Below are 19,864 nucleotides of genomic sequence, written 5' to 3'. Positions count from 1 at the left end.
AGGAGGGTACGGAGGGTATGACGGCGTACGTCGTGGAGACCGTCGGCGGCAAGGTGCGGGGTGCCGAGCTCGACGAGGGCGTCCTCGCCTGGCGGGGCATCCCCTACGCGGCCCCGCCCGTGGGCCCGCTGCGTCTGCGGCTGCCGCGGCCGGCCGAGCCCTGGAGCGGGGTGCGCGACGCCACCGCGTACGGGGCGCCCGCCCTGCAGCCGCCGATGGTGATGCCGGCCGGCATGGCGGGCGCGCGGTCGACCGACGTGCCGGTGCTGCCCGCACCGTCGGAGGACTGCCTGTACGTCAATGTGACGGCGCCGGCCGACGCGGAGGGCCTGCCCGTCCTCCTGTGGATCCACGGCGGCGGTTACCAGGTCGGCACCGCAAGCGACATCGCCGGGGACGGCCGGGCCTTCGCGCGCCGCCACGGTGTGGTCGTGGTGACGTTCAACTACCGGCTGGGCGCGCTGGGGTTCCTCGCCCTGGAGGATGAGAAGCACTCCGGCGCTTTCGGCCTGCACGACCAGACAGCCGCGCTGCGCTGGGTGCGCGCGAACATCGCCGGGTTCGGCGGCGACCCGGACCGGATCACGCTCTACGGCCTGTCCGCGGGGGCCAAGTCCGTCGCCAATCTGCTGGCTTCACCCCTCACCCGGGGCATGATCCACCGGGCCGCCTCGTCCAGCGGCGGGGCGGATCACGTCGCCGACCGGGACCAGGACGCCGCCGTGACCCGGCGGTTCCTGCGCGCGCTGGGAGCCGGGGCGCAGCACCTCCGGAAGGTGAGCGCCGAGGAGATCCTCGACGCGCAGACGGCGGTGGGCGAGGGGGTGCGGGCCACCTGGCTGTGGCGACCGTCCCTCGACGGACTCGCCCTCACCGCCAGGCCGCTGGACGCCATCGCGGCGGGCGCGGCCGCGGGCATCGCGCTGCTGGCCCAGACCTGCGTCAACGAATGCGCCCTTTATCAGCTGCTGGCACCCGACGCGGCCGGGCAGACGGATCGCGTACTGGAGGAGTACTTCGGCGCCGCCGCACGTGAGGGGATCCTCGCCGCGTACACGGCGGCCCGGCCCGAACTGTCCCAGGACCGGGTCCAGTTGCACGTCGATGTCATGACCGACGAACGGTACGGCATCCCTACGACCCGCCTCGCCGACGCACAGTCCGCGCACGCCCCCGTGTGGCGCTCACGGTACGACGTGCCCCTGACCGGCCTCCCGCCCGCCGTCGCCCCCTCCGGGGACCTGCCCGCGATGCACGGCATGGACGGCACCGCCGTCTGGCTCGGCGGCCCAGGAGTGAACCAGCGGCTCCACGACGCCTTCGGAGCCTTCGTCACGACGGGCGTCCCCACCGCCGACGGCCTGCCGGACTGGCCCGCCTACGACACCGCCCGGCGCACCACCATGGTGTTCGGCGCGGCCGGGGCGCACACGGTCGACGACCCCCGTGCGGCCCGACGCGCCGCCTGGGACGGCCGGGAGTGGCAGTCGGGGACCTGGTGGCGCCTGGACGACCTCGCGGGCGATCGGCACGGCTGACCGACGGCCTCACGGGCGGGCGTCACAGCTGAGCGAGTCGCGGAGCCGAACCGCCCTCCCGTACCAGCGCCCCGGCCTCCCGCGTCAACTCCCGCGCGCTGCCCAGTAGTCCGTCCAGGACCAGAGCGCGTCGGACGTGCCGGTGCAGGTCGTGCTCGGCGGTGAAACCGATCCCGCCCAGGACCTGCTGACAGTGCCGGGCGGCTGTCAGCGCGGCCTGTCCGGCCGCCGCCTTGGCCAGCAGACAGCCGAGGTCGTCCTCGGCGGTCACGAGGGTCGCCTCGGCGCCGTCGAGCGCGACGAGGGTCTCGGCGAGCCGGTGCCGTACGGCCTGGAAGGAGGCCAGCGGGCGGCCGAACTGGGTCCGGTCGAGCACGTGCGAGCGGGCGAGCGCGAGCATCGCCCTGCCGGTGCCCAGCAGCCACCAGCCGAGCGCCCGGCGCCCCGCCGCGAGCGGCACGGGGTCACCGGCCGGGACCGTGCGCAGCGGCAGCTCCCCGTCCAGCGTGCCGCCCGGCTCGTCCGTGCGTTCCCACACGACCCACGCGCCGCCCGTGTACGGCAGCGGCAGCGTGCCCCCGACGGCACGACCCGCCGCGTGCAGCAGGACGTCGTTCAGCAACGGCGCGTGGGCGCCGGTCTCGCCGAGCAGCCGGAAGGCCGACGGGATCGCGACGTCGGGCACTTCGGTCAGCAGATCGGACCAGCCCAGGTCGGCCAGGGCGGTGTCGAGGGCGCCGCCCGACGCCGCCGTCATCGTCTTGCGGAGCGTCTCGGCCAGCAGGTCCCGCTCGGCGGCGTCCATGGTGTCAGTCCCTTCCCAGGTCCAGCAGCCGGCGGGCGATGATGTTGCGCTGGATCTCGGCGGTGCCGCCGTAGATGGTCGCCGCCCGCGAGTAGAGGTACTCCTCCCGCCACGGCGTGTCCGTCAGTTCCAGCACGCCGGGCAGCAGGTCCCGGGCCGTGTCGAAGAGGTGCTGCTCGGCGGTGGCCAGCAGCACCTTGTCGACGGAGGTCTCCGGGCCGAGCCGGGCGCCCTCCGCCAGCCGCCGCTGGGTGCCGTGGGAGCGGCAGCGCACGGTGTGCAGCGCCAGATAGGCGGCGCCGAGGGCCAGGTCGTCCCCGGCGTCGTCCGGTTCGGCCCGGTCCGCGAGCAGCCGGTCGAGCCGGGTGTAGAGGTGGGCGACGCGGTGCCAGAAGCAGGTGGAGCGCTCGTGCGGCAGCAGGTCCATCGCCAGCCGCCAGCCGTCGCCGGGGCGGCCGAGCATCCGCTGGTCGGGGACGACCACGTCGTCGAAGAACACCTCGGCGAACTCGTCCACACCGTGCATGGTGCGCAGCGGCCGTACGGTGATGCCGGGGGTGTCCATGTCGACGAAGAACGCGGTGATCCCGTGGTGGCCCGGCGCGGTCCGGGTGAGCAGGACACAGCGGGCCGCGTACTGCGCGAGGCTCGTCCAGACCTTCTGGCCGGTGACCACCCAGTCCTCGCCCCTGGGGACGGCACGGGTGGTGAGGGAGGCGAGGTCGCTGCCGGAGCCGGGTTCGGAGAAGCCCTGGCACCACTGCTCCCGGCCGCCGAGCAGCAGCGGGACCATCTCCGCCGCCAGCTCCGGACGGGCGTAGGAGATCATCGTCGGGGCGAGCACCTCGATCATCGAGTAGATGCCGGGCTCGGCCAGGCCCCTGGTCGCGACCTCCTCGCCGAGCACCGCCCGCAGTACGGCCGGCCCGCCGAGACCCCCCACCTCGGCGGGCCAGCCGTACCGCATCCAGTCCGCCTCGTGGAGGGCGCGCCGGACCCGGGCCAGCTGCGCGACCTGGCCGTCGAGGGAGTGGTCGGGCCCGGGGGACAGGTCGTGCGCGTCGAGCCAGCCGCGCAGACCCGACCGGAACTCCGTGACGTTCATGCGCCGGGGCGTTCGAACGCGTGCGGGCGGCCCGAGTCGTGTGCTCCGCTGCGGCGGATGAACGTCATCGCCCGGGTCCGCAGCCGCCAGCCCTCGGTGGTCCGCAGATAGGTGTCGTTGTAGTAGCCGATCCGCATGGCGTGGGTGGCGTGATCGATGAAGCAGAGCGGCTGGGTGCCGGTCGCGGTGTTCCCGACCCCGTCCCGGTCTCCGTCCTGTTCTCCGTCCGGGTCCCTGCCCTGGTCTCCGTCCGCGGGGAGTTCGACCACGGCCGTGCCGACCAGGAACAGGCCCTGGGGAGCGGCGGCGACCAGGGCCGGGAACTCGTCGAGGCCATAGGTGTCCCCGAAGGCGCTGTAGGTGCCGTCGGGGGTGAAGACCGCGAGCACGCCGTCGATGTCGCCCCGGGTCATGTGCACCGCGTAGCGGCCCAGCAGCTGCTGAATCTCCATCAGGTCGTCAGTGGACAAGGACCTGCCCGCCCTTCGGTGAGAATGGCATTCTCATTCACGAGTGGCAGGTTTCCATGTATGGGTCAGGGCGTCAACGGTCGCGGCGCAGCTTCGCGAAGTCCCAGCTCACGACCTTCCGTGCGGTGAGCCGGAGCCAGCCGTGCTTCCCGTCGTAGCGGAACGCGCCGCCGCCCATGTACTTGTCCGCGAAGAGCTGTTCCGGGCCGGCGAGCTCGTCCAGGGGGTCTCCTTTGCGGGGTGCCTCGCCGACGACCTCGACGCTGCCCCGTAGTTCGACGCCGCGCAGGGCCATGAAGTCGGTACCTCCGTCGTCGACGATCACGCTGAGCCGCGGATCCCGGTCGAGATCGGTCCAGCGCTGACTGCGTACCAGCGAGTTGAGCCACAGCGTGGACCCGTCCCAGACGAACCACAGGGCGCTGACATGGGGATCTCCGCTCGCTCCGACGGTCGCGACCCGGCATACCGGCTGGGTTCGCAAAAAGGCGTCCCGCTCGGTGTCGGTCATGGCGATCGCGGTTCCCCGGCGCTGTTCGCTCATCGTCTCTCCTGCCTTTGTTTGAATGGTTGATTCTCTCTTAACGAGAAGCTAGTTTCCACCAATAGAGAGGAGGAGAACCACCTCGCGCTCAAGGTGGCCGGGGCGATCACCTGTTCCCCCAGCCGGCTCGGGGACAGCACCGAGGAGGAGACCCCTTGAACCAGCCCACACCCTTCGCCGCCCTGGGGGCGGTCGCCAAGTACGCGTGGCAGCAGATGGCACCACCGCCGCTACGGCCCTTTCAGGCCTGGTTGACGTTCGCCACGTCCGCCGTGCCCTGCGCGGACGCGGCCCGCTGCTCGTGCGCCGACGCCGGCGCCACCGCCCTCCGGCCGACCGGCCGCCGAGACCGCTCGCCCTCGCCGTCCCCGGCGAGAGTGTGAGTGACGGCCCGCCATGGAGCAGTTCTTCACCTTCGGGATCGTCGGCCTGAGCACCGCCGCGATCTACGCGGTCATCGGCAGCGGTCTGGTGCTCACCTACACGACCACCGGCGTCTTCAACTTCGCGCACGGCGCGGCGGGCATGCTCTCGGCCTTCACCTACTGGCAGCTCACCGGCGGCTGGGGCTGGCCGGTACCGGTGGCGCTGGTCGTGGTCCTGTTCGTCCTCGCCCCGGCCTTCGGACTCTTCGTCGAGAAGGTCGTCCTCCGGCCCGTCCAGGCACTGGGCGAGGCCGAACGGCTGGTCATGACGGTGGCGCTGCTCAGCGGCCTCATCGCCGTCGCCCGGTGGGTCTGGGACCCCAATGTGCCGCGCACGCTGCCCACGTTCTTCGCCGACCGGAAACCCTTCCACATCGGCTCGGCCGTGGTCACCTGGCACCAGGCCCTCACGATGGCAGTCGCCGTACTGGTCGCGATCGGACTGCGGATCCTGCTGTACCGCACCCGGCCCGGCGCGGAGATGCGGGCGACCGTCGACGACCGCGCCCTGGTCGGACTCACCGGAGCCCATCCCGTACGGGCCAACAAGATCGCCTGGATCCTCGGCACCCAACTGGCGGCGATCGGCGGCATCCTCATCGCGCCGACCGTCACCCTCGACGCCGCCCAGCTCTCGCTGCTGATCGTCAGCGCCTACACCGCGGCCATCTTCGGCCGGCTCCGCAGCGTGCCCCTGACCTTCGTCGGCGCCCTCGTGGTCGGCTGCATGGAGAGCTATCTGACCGGCTATCTCCCGCAGAACGCCTATCTGCCCGGCCTCCGGCTGGCCGCACCCGCCCTGCTGCTGCTCGTGGCCCTGCTGGTGTTCCCGCACCGGCGGCTGCGCGGCCGGGACCGCAAACTGCGCCCGGTGCCGGTTCCGACCGCTCGCGGCACGGTCGTGTTCGCCGTGTGTGTCGTCGCCTTCGGCGCGGTACTGGCCTCGGTGCTCGGCGATGCCGACCTCATCACCTACGGCGCCATCTTCTCGCTCGGCGTGGTGGCGCTGTCGTACGTACCGCTGGCCGGGTACGCCGGCCAGATCTCGCTCTGCCAGCTGAGCATGGCCGGGATCGGGGCGGTCGTATGGGCCCACCTGGGCGCGCACGGGGAGTTCTGGGCCCTCGGGGCCGCCGTCGTGGTCTCCGCGGTGGCCGGAGCGCTCGTCGCGCTCCCCGCGCTGCGCCTGTCCGGGGTGTATCTGGCGCTCGGGACCGCCGCCTTCGCGGTCGTCCTCGACCGATGGATCTTCACACTGCCGGCGTTCCATCTGTTCGGGAAACGGATCGCACTGTTCGACCAGGGCTCGGTGGACGTGGCCGGCCCCCGGCTCTTCGGCCTCGACATGGACACCGCCTCGAAGCAGATGGTGTTCGCGGCCGGCTGCCTCGCACTCGCCTCGCTGGTCGTGGCGGCGGTGCGACGCGGCCGGTTCGGGCGGCGGCTGATCGCGCTGCGCGACAGCGAGGCCGCCTACGCCACGCTCGGCGGCAGCCTGCTGACGGCCAAGGTGGCGGTGTTCGCGCTCTCCTCGGGTATCGCCGGTCTCGGCGGAGCCCTGTACGGGATGCAGCAACGCTCCATCACCGCCGACCAGTTCAACGTGGTGGCGGGACTGCCGATCTTCCTGGTCGCGGTGGTCGGCGGCCTCGGCACCGTGGGCAACGGACTGTTCGCCGGGACCGCCTACATCGGCCCGACGAACGCGCTGGTCGCCGTGGCGCCCTGGGCGCAGAACCTCGTCGCCCTGCTGCCCGGCCTCGCCGGCATCGGGCTCGGCCACAACCCCGACGGCATCGTGGTGCGCTTCCGCCGCCAGTGGGAGCCCCTCGGCCGGGACCGGATCGCGCTGCCCGCCCTGCTCTGCGTACTCGCCCTGCTGTGGGTCCTGCGGCTCGGCGACCTGATCAACGGCTGGACGTTCCTGGGCTGTTCGGTGGCCGCCGGGGTGGCGCTGCGGATCTGGGCGACGATCCGGCAGACCGCCGCTCCGGCCGAACCGGAGATCCCCGTCGAGTGGTGGGGACTGCGGCGCGCCTGGCGCCCCGAGGACAGGGAGGTGCTCGCCCGTGGCCTCGCTGCGGATTAGCGGAGTGACCGTCGCCTTCGGCGGCAACCGGGCCCTGGACGGGGTCGCCCTGACCGCCGAACCGGGCCGGGTGACCGGCCTGATCGGCCCCAACGGTGCCGGAAAGAGCACCCTGTTCGACGTGGCGTCCGGACTGCGCAGACCCTCCGCCGGACAGGTCTTCCTCGACGGACAGGACGTCACCAGGACCAGCCCCGCGGGCCGCGCCCGGCGCGGACTCGCCCGCACCTTCCAGCGGCTGGAACTCTTCGGCCGCCTCACCGTCCGCGACAACCTGCTCGTCGCGGCCGAACTCGGCCCCGAGCGGCGCCGGGCGCACCACGCGGTCACCGAGACCCTCACCCGGCTCGGCCTGACCGACCTCGCCGACAGCCCGCCCGACGCCCTGCCCACCGGAGTCGGTCGCCTGGTCGAGGTCGGCCGGGCGATGGTCGGCCGGCCCAAGGTGCTGCTTCTCGACGAGCCCGCCGCCGGACAGGACAGCGAGGAGACCGAACGGTTCGCCGCGCTGCTGCGCTCGCTCACCGACGACGGCACGGCCGTGGTCCTCGTCGAACACGACATGACCCTCGTCATGGGCGTGTGCGACGAGGTGTACGTACTCGATCTCGGCAAGGTCATCGCCTACGGGCCGCCCGAGGTGATCCGAGGCGACGAGACCGTCCTGGCGGCCTACCTGGGGGACGCGTGAGCGCCATACTCGAACTGAGCGGCATCCGCGCCGCCTACGACCGGATCACCGTCCTGCACGGCGTCGACCTCCAGGTCGCCGCCGGGCAGGTGGTGGCCCTGCTCGGCCCGAACGGCGCGGGCAAGACCACCACCCTGCGGGTCGCCTCCGGAGTCCACCCCGTCGAATCCGGCCATCTCCTGCTGGGCGGCCGGGACATGACCGGAGCCGACCTCCGCGACCTGGCCCGCGCCGGTGTCTGTCTGATCCCCGAGGGCCGCGGCGTGTTCCCCAACCTGTCCGTCCGCGACAACCTCCTGATGATGACCTTCACCGGCCGCAGCCGTGCGGAGATCGAGGAGATCGCCTTCCAGCGATTCCCCATCCTCCACCGCCGTGCCTCCCAAGCGGCCGGCACCCTCTCCGGCGGCGAGCAGCAGATGCTCGCCCTTGCCCGCGGCCTCGCCACCGACCCCGCCGTGCTGCTGCTCGACGAACTCTCCATGGGGCTCGCCCCGTTGATCGTCGGCCGACTGTACGAGCAGGTCGCCGAGATCGCCCGGCAGGGCGTGGCCGTCCTGGTGGTCGAGCAGTTCGCGGCCGCCGTACTCGACATCGCCGATCACGCGGCCGTCCTCGTACGGGGGCGGGTCCAACGGCAGGGCCACCCCGACGGCGGGCTGCGCGCCGAACTGTCCGCCCTCTACCTGGGGAGTTCCGCATGACCACCACCGAGCCGCGCGCGGACCGCTTCGTCCGAGAACTGGCGGTACTGAAGATCCCCGACCCGGCCGCCGCCCGGGCCACCCTCTGGCTGCGCCTCGGCGTGCTGCTGATGGTGGGCGGCCTGGTGCTCGGCGTGTCGGGCTACCTGGTGTCCCACAACACCGTCGATCCGCTCGTCCAGGGCGACGGCCTCGCACTCGGCCTGGGCGGGATCTCCGCGAGCGTGGTGGGCTCCGCGCTCTTCCTGCGGTACTCGCTGACCGGCTTCCTGCGGTTCTGGATGGCACGCCAGTCCTACGACATCAACCTCATCGCCGATCGCCTGCTCGAAAGGGACATCCACCATGACCCCACCGGTAACGACGCCGCGCCCCGGTGAGCAGCTGGCCAGCGCCGTCTGCGGCACGAGGGTCGTCGTCGTCCGCGCCCCCGCCGACGGCTCGGTCGTACTCGCCTGCGGCGGGAGCCCGATGGTCCCCGCCACCGCCGCGAAGCCGTCGCCCCGCGCCGCGGCCGACGCCGTCACCCTCATCGGCAAGCGCTACGTGGACGCGAGCGGTGCCCTCGAACTGCTCTGCACCTCCTCCGGCACCGGCGAACTGAGCTGCGACGGCGTCCCGATGACCATCAAGGCGGCCAAGCCGCTGCCCGCCTCCGACTAGCCGTACTCCCGCCACCCCCCCCACCCGAGCCGCCTGCCTCCCCCTTCCGGAAGGGAACCCGTCATGGACCGAGACGATCTCATCCTCATCAGCGTCGACGACCACATCATCGAGCCCCCCGACATGTTCGTGAACCATCTCCCCGAGCGGTACAAGGACGACGCGCCCCAGCTGGTCCACCAGGACGACGGCACCGACACCTGGACGTTCCGGTCGACGGTGATCCGCACGGCCGCGCTGAACGCGGTGGCCGGACGGCCCAAGGAGGAGTACGGCCTCGAACCGCAGGCCCTGGACGAGATCCGTCCCGGTTGCTACGACGTGAACGAGCGCGTCGCCGACATGAACGCGGGCGGGATCCTCGCCCAGATGAACTTCCCGTCCTTCCCGGGGTTCGCGGCCAGGCTGTTCGCCACCGAGGACATCGACTTCTCGCTCGCGCTGGTGCGGGCGTACAACGACTGGCACATCGACGAATGGTGCGGGGCCCACCCCGGGCGGTTCATCCCGATGGCCATCCCGGTCATCTGGGACGCCGAACTGTGCGCGGCGGAGGTCCGCCGGGTGGCCGCCAAGGGCTGCCACTCGCTGACCTTCACGGAGAACCCCGCGGTGCTCGGGTACCCGAGCTTCCACGACCCGTTCTGGAACCCGCTCTGGCGGGCGCTGTCCGACACCAACACCGTTCTGTCGGTGCACATCGGCTCCTCGGGCAGGCTGGCGATTCCCGCGGTCGACTCACCGCCCGACGTCATGATCACCCTGCAGCCGATGAACATCGTCTCGGCCGCCGCCGACCTGCTGTGGTCCCAGCCGGTCAAGGACTTCCCCGATCTGAAGATCGCGCTGTCGGAGGGCGGCACGGGCTGGATCCCCTACTTCCTGGAGCGGGTGGACCGCACGTTCGAGATGCACTCGGCCTGGACCCTCCAGGACTTCGGCGGGAAGCTGCCGTCGGAGGTCTTCCGGGAGCACTTCCTCACCTGCTTCATCAGTGACCCGATGGGGGTGAAGCTCCGGCACGACATCGGCATCGACAACATCGCCTGGGAATGCGACTACCCGCACAGCGACTCCATGTGGCCGGAGGCGCCCGAGGAGCTCATGGGCGTGATGGAGCGCTTCGACGTGCCCGACTCGGACATCGCCAAGATGACCCACGAGAACGCCATGCGCTGGTACTCCTTCGATCCCTTCGCCCATGTCCCGCGCGAGCAGGCCACGGTGGGAGCGCTGCGGAAGCAGGCCGAGGGCCATGACGTCTCCATCCAGTCGCGCAGCCACCGGCTGATCGAGCCCGCCGAGAAGCTGGAGGCGTACCGCTCCCGGGCGCGCGCGGCGACGAGCGCCGCCTCATGAGCGACCTGGTGCTGACCGAGCGCGTCGACAACGTCCTGGTGGCCACGCTGAACCGGCCCGAGGCCCGCAACGCCCTCAACCCGGCCCTGATCGACGAGCTGTCCGGGGTGCTGCGCTCGGCCGACGCCGACCCGGCGGTCCGGGCGATCGTCCTGACCGGTGCCGGTACGGTCTTCTGCGCCGGCATGGACCTGAAGGCGTTCGCCCAGGGCGGCGGCAAGTTCGACGGCCTGGTGTGGTTCTTCCGCGAGGGCATCGGCACTCCGGTGATCGCGGCGCTGAACGGCTCCGCGCTGGGCGGCGGCTTCGAAATGGTGCTGGCCTGCGACCTGGTCGTCGCGGCGGAGGACGCCAAGCTGGGGATCGCCGAGGTCAAGCGGGGCCTGTTCGCGGCCGGGGGCGGTACGACGCTCGCCGACCGGGTGCCGCTGGCGGTCGCCCTGGAGATGGGTCTGACCGGCGATCCGGTCACGGCCGCGCAGGCCGAGCGGGCCGGCCTGGTGAACCGTGCCGTCCCCGCCGACCGGGTACGGGAGGAGGCGCTCGCCCTGGCCGGGCGGATCGCCGCCAACGGTCCGCTGGGCGTCGCCATGACCAAGAAGCTCATACGGGAACGCCGCTGGGCCGAACCGGACGAGGTCACCTCGGTGTTCCGCAGCAGGGACGCGGCCGAGGGCGCCCGGGCCTTCGCGGAGCGCAGGACGCCTCTGTGGACCGGCAGCTGACGCGCGGCGTCCCCCGACGGCCGTCGTCCGGGGCCCACGTCGCCCGGAGCGTCACCGCGGGGTGACGTCGGGCCAGGTCGGCACCTGTGCGCCGGCAGCTGCGCCGCGCGCGGTGGGTTCAGCGCCCGGCCGCCGCCGCGTCGGACGAGGAGGGGGGGCGTTCGCCGCGGTGATCTCGTCGACTACCCTCCGCGGAAGTCGTGAACACTAAACCGATTTAGTGCTCACGACTTCCGGCACACGTGCTGGGGAGCCGACATTCCGTCGACCAGGCCCCAGCCGAGCGCCTCCTCCGCGCTCAACGTGCCGCCAGACAGGGCGAGATACGCGGTGCGCTCCCGGCCGATGCGGACCGGGAGGCTCGCCGTGCCGCCCGCGCCCGGGATCAGCCCCATCCCGATCTCCGGCAACCGGAACGCCGTGTCCGGCGCGGCCAGCACCCGCCCCGCGAACGCCGCCAGCTCGATCCCGGCGCCGACACAGGCGCCGTGCAGATGCGCGGTCACCCGGGGCCCGCACTCCTGGAGCAGCGCGGCCGGGCTGCGGTGCACCCGCAGCAGATGGGCGTGGGCCGGATCGCGGGACGTCCCGAACTCCGCCAGGTCCCCCCCGCTGCAGAACGCGGGACCGTTCCCGTACAGGTCGACATGTGCGATCGAGGGATCCGCGACGGCGACGTGCAGCGCCTCGCACAGGGCGTCCCGGGTTCCGGCGTCGAAGGCGTTCCGCACCCATGGCCGGTCGAAGGTGATGGCCAGCCGGTCACCGTCACGACGCAGCCGTACGGGCTCGGCGGCGGGGCGTGGAGTGCGTGGGCGCGCCGATGCCAGCCAGGCACGGAACCCGGCGCCGCCCTGCAGCATCGAGTAGGCGAGGGATTCGAGCACCAGCCGCTCGGGCGCGGGTACCCCGACCCCCATGCGCAGCACCTGGACCAGCGCGACGGCGGCCGCGGGCTGTGCCGCCACGATGCCGGCCAGACGGTGGGCGACGGCGTACGGGTCCTCGCACCCCACCCACGGTCGCGGGGGCTCGGCGGCCCCCGTGAGCAGGACGTCGAACCCTTCGTCCGTCTCGGCCGGTTCCGCCGCCACACCGACGAGGACGCCGTCCTTCGACCCGTGCCCGCACGGCGCTTCCCGGTCGAGGTCGACCAGGCGGAAGGGCGAGTCCCTGGTCATGTCGTTCCCCTCCCCAACCGGCGGCGACTGGAGTGTAATGGGAGATCACCGGGACCGAGAAGGGGGTTTGTGAAGTGGAGAACGACACTCTCCACCGCTGGATGGAACCCGTCGAGCCCTTCCTCGGCCCCCTCCACGACGTGGCGAAGGCCTTCACCGGTCTCACCGGCGTACCCGTCGACGTGCCGACCGCCCTCTTCCTCCGCGCCCGGCTCAGCGGACTCCACCCCCCTGGCCGGGTCTCGGCCGGCGGCTCCTGCCACCTCCTGCGGACCGCCGACGGCTGGGCCGCGGTGAACCTGGCCCGCCCCGACGACCTGGCCGCCGTCCCCGCTCTCGTCGCACTCCTCGGCGGAGCAGGAAGGGAAGAGCTGCGCGAGGCGGCACGGCGGGCCACGGCCACCGAGGTCGCGGCGCACGCGCAGCTGCTCGGGATCGCCGCGGCCGCCCTTGGCTCGGCCCGGGGCACCCGCACTCCCGTACGCGCCGAACGAGGCGAAGCGGCGAGCCCGCGTGACCCGGCCGGACTGCGGATCGTCGATTTCTCGGCCCTGTGGGCGGGACCCCTGTGCGCACGGCTGTTGGGGGAGGCCGGGGCCCGGGTGGTGAAGGTGGAGAGCACGACCAGACCGGACGGCGCACGCCATGGATCGCCCGCCTTCTACCACTGGCTGCACGACGGACACGAGAGCGTGGTGCTCGACTTCGCCTCCGGCGCACCCGCCGAGATCGTCGCCGGGGCGGACGTCGTCATCGAGGCGTCGCGGCCGCGGGCACTGCGCCGACTCGGCATCCACGCCGAGGAGTTCCTCGCGGCCCGCCCCGGCCGTGTCTGGCTGAGCATCACCGGCCACGGCCGCGACGAGGACCGTATCGCCTTCGGCGACGACGCGGCGGCCGCGGGCGGCCTCACCGGCCTCGACCGCGACGGCGACCCCGTCTTCCTGGGCGACGCGCTCGCCGACCCCGTCACCGGCCTCTTCGCCGCCCACGCCGTCGCCCGCTCCCTGGCCGACGGCGGAGGAGACCTCCTGTGCCTGTCCATGGCGGCCTGTGCCGCCGCCCTCGCCGCCAGCCGTTGACGTGCTGATCACGGACGTGGAGGTCGCGGGGCACGGCCGGGTGGACGTGCGGCTCGGCGGCGGCAGGGTCGTCGAGATCGGCCGGCACCTCGCGGGGCGCGGCGAACTGGCCGGCCGGGGCGGCGCGTTGCTGGTCGGCCTGCACGATCACCACGTACACCTGGCGGCGCTGGCGGCCGAGGCCGCGTCGGTGCGGGTCGGTCCGGCGGACGTTCGCGACCGGGAGGGGCTGGTGGCCGCCCTGCGGCGGGGGACGCCGGGGGAGTGGGTGCGGGCCGTCGGCTACCACGAGAGTGTGGCGGGAGAGCTCGACCGACGGGTGCTGGACGGGTTCGCGCCCGATCGGCCGGTGCGGGTGCAGCATCGCAGCGGCGCGCTGTGGGCGTGGAACAGCGCCGCGTTGCGTGCCGCCGGGCTGGACGGCGAGGGTGACGGGCGGTTCTGGCGGGAGGACGAGCGGCTGCGCGGCTTCGTACCGCCCGTACGCCTTGATCTGCGCGGGGTGGGTTCCCGGGCCGCGGCGTACGGCATCACGGGCTTCACCAACGCCGATCCACGGCCGGGGGAGGGGCTGGCGGAACTGCTGTCGGTACTGCCGCAGCGGCTCGTCGTGATGGGGCTCGACGACGCGCCGGTGAAGTTCCTGCTCGACGACGCGACCCTGCCGACACCGGACGCACTCGCGGCGTCCATGGCCGCGGTGCGGCCCCGCCCGGTGGCCGTGCACTGCGTGACCCGGGTGCAGTTGCTGGTGACGCTGCTCGCCCTGGACGCGGCCGGACCGGTCGAGGGCGACCGGATCGAGCACGGCTCGGTGATCCCGGCGGAGACGATCGAGTGGCTGCGCCGGCTGGGGGTGTCGGTCGTGACGCAGCCGCACTTTCCGCTGGAGCGTGGACGGGAGTACGCGACGGACGTGGACCCCGACGACCGGGCTCACCTCTACCGCTGCCGGACCCTGGCCGAGGCGGGGATCCCGGTCGCCGCCGGGACCGACGCGCCGTTCGGGAGCGCCGATCCCTGGGCGGTCATGCGGGCGGCCGTCGAGCGGGGCCGCGGGGAAGCCGTGGACCGGTGGGCCGCGCTCGCCCTCTTCTCGGGCGAACCCGGACTCCCGGGCCGGGCAAGGCGGGTGACGGTCGGCTCGGCCGCCGACCTGTGCCTGCTCCACGTACCCCTGAAGGAGGCCCTCGACCTGCTGTCGGCGGACGTCGTACGCGCCGCCTTCGTCGGTGGACGGCGGATCACGCCGCAGGAGTGAAACGGGTCGCTACACGCTGTACCCGCCGTCCACTCCCAGCGCCTGTCCGGTGATGAATCCGGCACGGTCCGACGCCAGGAACGCCACCGCCTCCGCGATGTCCGTCGCGTCACCGAAGCGGCGCAGCGGGATGTTGCGACGGGTGATGTCCAGCGCCGCCGCGTCCAGTTCACCGGAGCTGATCAGCCGGGCGGCGATGCCGTCGGTCAGCATGCCGGGGGCGACGCAGTTCACGCGGACGCCGTACCGGCCCTCCTCGGCGGCCAGCGCCCGGGCGACCGCCTCGACGGCGCCCTTCGTACCCGACGACAGCCCGTCGCGGACCGGGAACCGACGGGTGGCCACGGTGGTGACGGCGACGATGCTCCCCCGGCTCTCCCGCAGCCGGGGCAGCGAAGGGTGGACGAGGTTGAAGAACGCCACCGCGTCCGCGTCGAGCTGGGCCCGGTACTGACTCGGCGTCACCTTGCTGAGGTGCACCATCGGCACATGCGGGCCGGCCGCGTACACGAGGGTGTGCAGGCCCCCGAAGGTGTCGGAGGCCTCGGCGACGGCCTGCGCGGTGGCCTGCTCGTCGGCCAGGTCGAGCCGCAGTGCGAGGACCTGCCGCCCGTGCTCCTTCACCTCGGCGGCGAGGGCGTCGGCCCCGGCCTGGCTGGCGCGGTACGTGAACGCCACGTCACTGCCGCGCTCGGCGAGCATCCGGACGACGGCCGCGCCGATGCCGCCGGTGCCGCCCGCGACGAACGCGACGCCGGCCTTGCTGGAGAAATCCGCCATGGTGTTCACAGCCCCAGGGATTTGGCGATGATGACCTTCATGACCTCGCTCGTGCCGGCGTAGATGCGGGTGATGCGCGCATCCGCGTACAGCCGGGCGATGGGGTACTCCAGGATGTAGCCGTACCCCCCGAACAGTTGCAGACAGCGGTCGACGGCCCGCGCCTGCATCTCCGTGCAGAACAGTTTGACCTTCGCCGCGTCCGCGCCGGACAACTCACCGTCGACGAGTTCGCGCACCGCCCGGTCGAGCATCGTCTGCGCGGCCTCGATCTCGGCGGCCACGGCGGCGAGTTCGAACTTCGTGTTCTGGAAGGAGGCGACCGGTGTCCCGAACACCTGCCGCTCCTTGACGTATGCGACCGTCGTGTCCAGTGCCGCCTTCGCCTGCGCGACCGAGCCGACCGCGACCGTCATCCGCTCCTGGGGGAGGTTGTGGCCGAGATAGCCGAAGGCCGCGCCCTCCTCACCGAGCCGGTTGGCGACCGGGACCCGGACCTCGTCGAAGGACAGCTCGACGGTGTCCTGCACCTTGATGCCCATCTTGTCGAGCACCCGGCCGCGCGCGAACCCGGGCATGCCGTCCTCCACGACCAGCAGCGTCAGACCCGCCCGCCGGTTGTCGGGATCGGTCGACGTACGCGCCACGACGATCACCAGATCGGCGAGCAGACCGCCGGTGATGAACGTCTTGGCCCCGTTGAGGACGTACGTGTCCCCGTCACGGACGGCGGTGGTGCGGATGCCCGCGAGATCGGAGCCCGTACCGGGTTCGGTCATGGCGACGGCGGTCAGGAGCCGGCCCGCCGCGAGCCCGGGGAACCAGCGCGCGCGCTGAGCCTCGTCGGCGTAGGCGAGGAAGTACGGCAGCACGACGTCGAGCTGGGTGCGTACGGTGCCGAGCGTGACCAGGGCACGGGCCGCCTCCTCCTGCAGCACGACGTTGTAGCGGTAGTCGTTCAGGCCCGCTCCGCCGTACGCCTCCGGTAGGGACATGCCCAGCACCCCGAGCGAGCCGAGCTTCTCGAAGAGCTCGCGCGGCAGGCGTCCCGCGTGCTCCCACTCGGTGTAGTGGGGGACCACCTCCTTCGCCACGAAGTCCCGGACGAGCTGCCGGAACGCTTCATGGTCGGCGGTGAAGAGTTCTCGGCGCACGACGTCCTCCGTGAGGATGCTCAGGATGCGGGGATGACGAGCTCGACGACGGTCGCATTGGCGGTGCCGCCGCCCTCGCACATGGTCTGCAGGCCGTAGCGGATCCCGTGCTCGCGCATGTGATGCGCCATCCGGGTCATCAGCACCGCACCCGACGCGCCGAGCGGGTGTCCGAGCGCGATCGCGCCGCCGAGCGGATTGAGCAGCGCCGGGTCGGCGCCGGTCTCGGCGAGCCAGGCCAGGGGTACGGGCGCGAAAGCCTCGTTCACCTCGAAGACGCCGACCTCCGACAGACCCACACCCGCCTTCCGCAACACCTTCTCGGTCGCCGGGATCGGCCCGGTGAGCATGAGCACGGGGTCGGAGCCGGTGACCACACCCGCGCGGTAGCGCACGAGCGGCGTCAGCCCCAGCTCGCGCGCCTTCCCGGGTGTCGTCACCAGCAGCGCGGCCGCCCCGTCGGAGATCTGGGAGGCGTTGCCCGCGTGGATCGCGCCGTCGTCGGTGAAGGCGGGCCTGAGCTTGGCCAGGGTCTCGACACTGGTGCCGCGCCGGATGCCCTCGTCGAGCGTCACGGTTCCCGCGCCCTCGGCCGACACGGGGGTGATCTGGGCCTCGAAGGCTCCGGCGTCCTGCGCCGCCGCGGCCCGTTCGTGCGACAGCGCCGAGAACGCGTCGAGCCGCGTACGGTCGAAGCCCCACTTCTGCGCGATCTTCTCCGCGGAGATGCCCTGGTTGAAAGAGAAGTCCTGGTAGCGGGCGAGGACCTGGGGCCCGTACGGCATCCCGGTGGAGCGCGCGGCCCCGAGCGGAACCCGGCTCATCACCTCGACACCGCCCGCCACCACGACGTCCTGCTGGCCGGACATGACCGCCTGCGCGGCGAAGTCCAGCGCCTGCTGGCTCGATCCGCAGGCCCGGTTGACCGTGGTGCCCGGGATGCTCTCCGGCCAGCCGGCGGCCAGGACCGAGTAGCGCCCGATATTGCTCGACTGATCCCCGACCTGGGAGACACAGCCCCAGATCACATCGTCGACCACGTCCGGATCGATCCCCGTCCGCTCGACAAGCGCCCTCAGGACGACGGCGGAGAGGTCGGCGGCATGCATGCCGGACAGTCCGCCGTTCCGCTTGCCGACGGCGGTGCGGACCGCCTCCGCGATCACTGCCTCACGCATGTGGACCCTTCCGCTCGTTGAGTTCGGCGCACCACGACCACCCGGTCTCCCGCACTACGACGACCCGTCCGCCCGGCCGGGCACCGGGCTCCCGGCGCCGCGGGCGGGCCTCGGCACCGCCCAGCGGCCCGTGAAGACCGGCGCCCGCTTCTCGGTGAACGCGGAGTACGCCTCGGGGACGTCCGCCGTGGCGAAGTTGACCGCCTGGGCCCGCGCCTCGCCCGCCAGCGCGTCCCGCATCGTGCGGTCGGCGCCCTCGTTCAGCAGCGCCTTGTTCTGTGCGAGGGCGACCGGCGCGCCGGCCACCAGCCGTGCGCCGAGGCGCTCCACGAAGTCGTCGATCTCCTCGGCGCGCACCACCCAGGTCACCAGATTCAGTGACCGCGCCTCCTCGGCGTCGATCGTCTCGGCGAGCAGTGCGAGCCGTTTGGCCTGCTGCAGGCCCACGAGTCTGGGCAGCAGCCAGGAGCCGCCGCAGTCGAGGGAGAGCCCCCGCCGGGCGAAGATCTGCGAGAACCTCGACTCCGGAGTGGCCACGACCAGATCGCAGCCGAGGGCCAGGTTCCAGCCCGCGCCGACCGCCACCCCGGTCACCTTGGCGATGCTGGGGACCGGCAACTCGTGCAGCAGCAGTGTGACCTCGCTCAGGGTCCGCATCCGGTACAGGGGGTGCGCGGTGCTCAGTCCGCCCGAGATGTCGGCGCCGGAGCAGAACGCGCCGCCGGCCCCGGTCAGCACGAGCGCCCGTACGGACCGGTCGTTCCCGGCGTCCGTGAGCGCGTCGCGCAGAGCGCCCCACAACTCCCCGTCGATCGCGTTCTTCCGGTGCGGCCGGTTGAGCGTCAGCGTCCGTACGCCGTCCGAGTCGCCCGAGAGCAGGACGGGCTCCTCGCTCGCGGCGGCGCTCGTGGCAGCGCTCACGGCAGCTCTCCCTCGGCGTCGATGCCCAGTTCGGCGAGGACGGCCGCGGTGTGTTCGCCGAGCGCGGGGATCGCCCCCATCGGCTGCTCGTAGCCGGAGATGACCGGTGGCGGCAGCAGCGCCGGAACCGGACCGCCCGGTGTGTCGATCTCGCGCCAGCGGTCGCGGGCCGTCAGATGCGGGTGCGCGACCACGTCGCTCGGGGTGTTGTAACGGGAGTTGCCGATCCCCGCGGCGTCCGCGCCGTCCTGGACGGAGGCCAGATCATGGCGCGCGCACCAGGCACCGATCTCCGCGTCCAGGAGCCCGCTGTGCGCGACCCGGCCGGAGTTGCTCCGGAAACGCTCGTCGTCCGCCAGGTCGGGGCGGCCGAGCAGCTCGCGCGCGAGGCGCTGCCACTCGCCGTCGTTGGTGGTGCCGAGGACCACGGTGTGGCCGTCCGCCGTGGGATAGGCCCCGTACGGCGCCACCGCGGGCGAGCCCATGCCCCTCGGCTCCTGATCCACCCCCGTGTGCCGCGTGTAGGTCAGCGAATAGCCCATCAGCTCCGTCATGGTGTCGAACAGGCTGACCGCGGCGGAGGTGGGCCCCTGCACCCGGCCGCGCTCCTTTCCGCAGAGCAGTGCCATGATCGACAGGGCGGCGTACAGGCCGGTGCTCACGTCGGCCATCGGTGGCCCCGCCTTGGCCGGCGCACCCGGCCGGCCCGTGGTCGCGCACGCTCCCGACTCGGCCTGGACCAGCAGGTCGTAGGCGCGCTTGTGGGAGAGCGGCCCCCCGGGCCCGTATCCGTCGATCTCCACCGCGATGAGCTCGGGATGGCTGACGGCCAGGTCGGCGGGTGCGATGCCGAGCTTCGCGGTCGCCCCGGGCGCGAGGTTGGAGACCAGTACGTCGGTGCGGTCGAGCAGGCGGTGCAGCGCCGCCATCCCGGCGGGGGACTTGAGGTCCAGGGCCACCGATTCCTTGCCCCGGTTGAGCCAGACGAAGTGCGCCGCGAGGCCGCCCACCACATCGTCGTAGTGCCGCGCGAAGTCGCCGCCCCGCGGGTTCTCCACCTTGATCACCCGGGCACCGAAGTCGCCGAGCGTGCGGGTGCACATGGGAGCCGACACCGCCTGCTCCAGGGCCACCACGGTGATGCCGGCCAGCGGTCCGGCGGAGCCTTCACGCGGCTTCTTCGGCTTCT

21 protein-coding genes are annotated in these 19,864 nt (G+C 72.6%); 11 read left to right on the top strand and 10 right to left on the bottom strand.

The window, feature by feature from the left end; all coding sequences use genetic code 11:
* The first annotated feature begins 17 nt into the window (after positions 1-17).
* Positions 18-1,538 carry a carboxylesterase/lipase family protein gene (locus RV986_RS02840; protein WP_475915848.1) on the top strand — a complete coding sequence of 507 codons (1,521 nt, stop codon included), beginning with the start codon at positions 18-20 and terminating at the stop codon, positions 1,536-1,538.
* 22 nt (positions 1,539-1,560) lie between these two features.
* On the opposite strand, the gene RV986_RS02835 is transcribed toward RV986_RS02840, so the two are convergent.
* The 4 genes from RV986_RS02835 to RV986_RS02820 all read right to left on the bottom strand — a co-directional run bounded on the left by RV986_RS02835 (position 1,561) and on the right by RV986_RS02820 (position 4,462).
* Positions 1,561-2,343, bottom strand: a complete 783-nt coding sequence (locus RV986_RS02835) for an acyl-CoA dehydrogenase family protein (RefSeq protein ID WP_475915847.1) — start codon at positions 2,341-2,343, stop codon at positions 1,561-1,563.
* A 4-nt stretch (positions 2,344-2,347) separates the two neighbouring features.
* Positions 2,348-3,448 (bottom strand): acyl-CoA dehydrogenase family protein, encoded by a 1,101-nt coding sequence (locus RV986_RS02830; protein ID WP_475915846.1) that lies wholly within the window; start codon positions 3,446-3,448, stop codon positions 2,348-2,350.
* Entirely contained in the window at positions 3,445-3,918 is a 474-nt protein-coding gene (locus RV986_RS02825; RefSeq protein WP_475915845.1) for a nuclear transport factor 2 family protein, read from the bottom strand. Before RV986_RS02825 ends, RV986_RS02830 begins: the two co-directional genes overlap by 4 nt.
* 73 nt (positions 3,919-3,991) lie before the next feature.
* Entirely contained in the window at positions 3,992-4,462 is a 471-nt protein-coding gene (locus RV986_RS02820; RefSeq protein ID WP_475915844.1) for a pyridoxamine 5'-phosphate oxidase family protein, read from the bottom strand.
* Positions 4,463-4,617: 155 nt separating this feature from the next.
* On the opposite strand from RV986_RS02820, the gene RV986_RS02815 reads away from it, so the two are divergent.
* From RV986_RS02815 to RV986_RS02780, 8 genes are all read left to right on the top strand, one after another.
* The gene (locus RV986_RS02815; protein ID WP_475915843.1) at positions 4,618-4,845 is read left to right on the top strand and encodes a hypothetical protein; all 228 of its coding nucleotides are present in this window, start codon (positions 4,618-4,620) and stop codon (positions 4,843-4,845) included.
* 13 nt (positions 4,846-4,858) lie between these two features.
* The gene (locus RV986_RS02810) at positions 4,859-6,976 is read left to right on the top strand and encodes a branched-chain amino acid ABC transporter permease (RefSeq protein ID WP_475915842.1); all 2,118 of its coding nucleotides are present in this window, start codon (positions 4,859-4,861) and stop codon (positions 6,974-6,976) included.
* Complete coding sequence (locus RV986_RS02805; RefSeq protein ID WP_475915841.1) at positions 6,957-7,667, top strand: ABC transporter ATP-binding protein; 711 nt, start codon at positions 6,957-6,959, stop codon at positions 7,665-7,667. Before RV986_RS02810 ends, RV986_RS02805 begins: the two co-directional genes overlap by 20 nt.
* Entirely contained in the window at positions 7,664-8,371 is a 708-nt protein-coding gene (locus RV986_RS02800) for an ABC transporter ATP-binding protein (RefSeq protein WP_475915840.1), read from the top strand. Before RV986_RS02805 ends, RV986_RS02800 begins: the two co-directional genes overlap by 4 nt.
* On the top strand, positions 8,368-8,751 hold the full coding sequence (locus RV986_RS02795; RefSeq protein WP_475915839.1) for a hypothetical protein: 384 nt from the start codon (positions 8,368-8,370) through the stop codon (positions 8,749-8,751). Before RV986_RS02800 ends, RV986_RS02795 begins: the two co-directional genes overlap by 4 nt.
* The gene (locus RV986_RS02790; RefSeq protein WP_475915838.1) at positions 8,717-9,034 is read left to right on the top strand and encodes a hypothetical protein; all 318 of its coding nucleotides are present in this window, start codon (positions 8,717-8,719) and stop codon (positions 9,032-9,034) included. Before RV986_RS02795 ends, RV986_RS02790 begins: the two co-directional genes overlap by 35 nt.
* A 63-nt stretch (positions 9,035-9,097) precedes the next feature.
* Complete coding sequence (locus RV986_RS02785; RefSeq protein ID WP_475915837.1) at positions 9,098-10,393, top strand: amidohydrolase family protein; 1,296 nt, start codon at positions 9,098-9,100, stop codon at positions 10,391-10,393.
* Positions 10,390-11,118, top strand: a complete 729-nt coding sequence (locus RV986_RS02780) for an enoyl-CoA hydratase-related protein (RefSeq protein WP_475915836.1) — start codon at positions 10,390-10,392, stop codon at positions 11,116-11,118. The genes RV986_RS02785 and RV986_RS02780 overlap by 4 nt, the downstream gene beginning before the upstream one ends.
* Before the next feature lie 224 nt (positions 11,119-11,342).
* Here the strand turns inward: RV986_RS02780 and RV986_RS02775 are convergent, their stop codons facing one another.
* Entirely contained in the window at positions 11,343-12,299 is a 957-nt protein-coding gene (locus RV986_RS02775; protein ID WP_475915835.1) for an enoyl-CoA hydratase/isomerase family protein, read from the bottom strand.
* Positions 12,300-12,373: 74 nt separating this feature from the next.
* Here RV986_RS02775 and RV986_RS02770 point away from each other — a divergent pair, with 74 nt between their 5' ends.
* Together RV986_RS02770 and RV986_RS02765 are read left to right on the top strand one after the other, a co-directional pair.
* On the top strand, positions 12,374-13,381 hold the full coding sequence (locus RV986_RS02770) for a CoA transferase (RefSeq protein ID WP_475915834.1): 1,008 nt from the start codon (positions 12,374-12,376) through the stop codon (positions 13,379-13,381).
* A gap of 1 nt (position 13,382) precedes the next feature.
* The gene (locus tag RV986_RS02765; protein WP_475915833.1) at positions 13,383-14,642 is read left to right on the top strand and encodes an amidohydrolase family protein; all 1,260 of its coding nucleotides are present in this window, start codon (positions 13,383-13,385) and stop codon (positions 14,640-14,642) included.
* Positions 14,643-14,651: 9 nt separating this feature from the next.
* Here RV986_RS02765 and RV986_RS02760 read toward each other — a convergent pair whose 3' ends face one another.
* Genes RV986_RS02760 through RV986_RS02740 form a run of 5 tightly spaced genes read right to left on the bottom strand, consistent with a single transcriptional unit; the run spans position 14,652 to position 19,826 of the window.
* Positions 14,652-15,422, bottom strand: coding sequence for an SDR family NAD(P)-dependent oxidoreductase (locus RV986_RS02760; protein ID WP_475915832.1), 771 nt, complete (start codon positions 15,420-15,422; stop codon positions 14,652-14,654).
* 5 nt (positions 15,423-15,427) lie between these two features.
* Complete coding sequence (locus tag RV986_RS02755) at positions 15,428-16,576, bottom strand: acyl-CoA dehydrogenase family protein (protein WP_475915831.1); 1,149 nt, start codon at positions 16,574-16,576, stop codon at positions 15,428-15,430.
* A gap of 20 nt (positions 16,577-16,596) precedes the next feature.
* Positions 16,597-17,754, bottom strand: a complete 1,158-nt coding sequence (locus tag RV986_RS02750) for a thiolase family protein (protein ID WP_475915830.1) — start codon at positions 17,752-17,754, stop codon at positions 16,597-16,599.
* A gap of 54 nt (positions 17,755-17,808) precedes the next feature.
* Positions 17,809-18,675, bottom strand: a complete 867-nt coding sequence (locus RV986_RS02745; protein WP_475915829.1) for an enoyl-CoA hydratase/isomerase family protein — start codon at positions 18,673-18,675, stop codon at positions 17,809-17,811.
* Positions 18,672-19,826, bottom strand: a complete 1,155-nt coding sequence (locus RV986_RS02740) for a CaiB/BaiF CoA transferase family protein (RefSeq protein ID WP_475924165.1) — start codon at positions 19,824-19,826, stop codon at positions 18,672-18,674. Before RV986_RS02740 ends, RV986_RS02745 begins: the two co-directional genes overlap by 4 nt.
* Between the last annotated feature and the right edge of the window lie 38 nt (positions 19,827-19,864).

The sequence above is a fragment of the Streptomyces sp. RLA012 genome (genome assembly GCF_056270325.1).
The sequence above is the reverse complement of the archived record's forward strand: the minus strand, read 5'-3'. Positions and strand labels throughout refer to the sequence as shown.

Coding starts and splice junctions, on each gene's coding strand:
- RV986_RS02840 (WP_475915848.1), top strand. CDS start 18: ATGACGGCGTACGTCGTGGAGACCGTCGGCGGCAAGGTGCGGGGTGCC.
- RV986_RS02835 (WP_475915847.1), bottom strand. CDS start 2,343: ATGGACGCCGCCGAGCGGGACCTGCTGGCCGAGACGCTCCGCAAGACG.
- RV986_RS02830 (WP_475915846.1), bottom strand. CDS start 3,448: ATGAACGTCACGGAGTTCCGGTCGGGTCTGCGCGGCTGGCTCGACGCG.
- RV986_RS02820 (WP_475915844.1), bottom strand. CDS start 4,462: ATGAGCGAACAGCGCCGGGGAACCGCGATCGCCATGACCGACACCGAG.
- RV986_RS02810 (WP_475915842.1), top strand. CDS start 4,859: ATGGAGCAGTTCTTCACCTTCGGGATCGTCGGCCTGAGCACCGCCGCG.
- RV986_RS02795 (WP_475915839.1), top strand. CDS start 8,368: ATGACCACCACCGAGCCGCGCGCGGACCGCTTCGTCCGAGAACTGGCG.
- RV986_RS02790 (WP_475915838.1), top strand. CDS start 8,717: ATGACCCCACCGGTAACGACGCCGCGCCCCGGTGAGCAGCTGGCCAGC.
- RV986_RS02785 (WP_475915837.1), top strand. CDS start 9,098: ATGGACCGAGACGATCTCATCCTCATCAGCGTCGACGACCACATCATC.
- RV986_RS02780 (WP_475915836.1), top strand. CDS start 10,390: ATGAGCGACCTGGTGCTGACCGAGCGCGTCGACAACGTCCTGGTGGCC.
- RV986_RS02775 (WP_475915835.1), bottom strand. CDS start 12,299: ATGACCAGGGACTCGCCCTTCCGCCTGGTCGACCTCGACCGGGAAGCG.
- RV986_RS02760 (WP_475915832.1), bottom strand. CDS start 15,422: ATGGCGGATTTCTCCAGCAAGGCCGGCGTCGCGTTCGTCGCGGGCGGC.
- RV986_RS02750 (WP_475915830.1), bottom strand. CDS start 17,754: ATGCGTGAGGCAGTGATCGCGGAGGCGGTCCGCACCGCCGTCGGCAAG.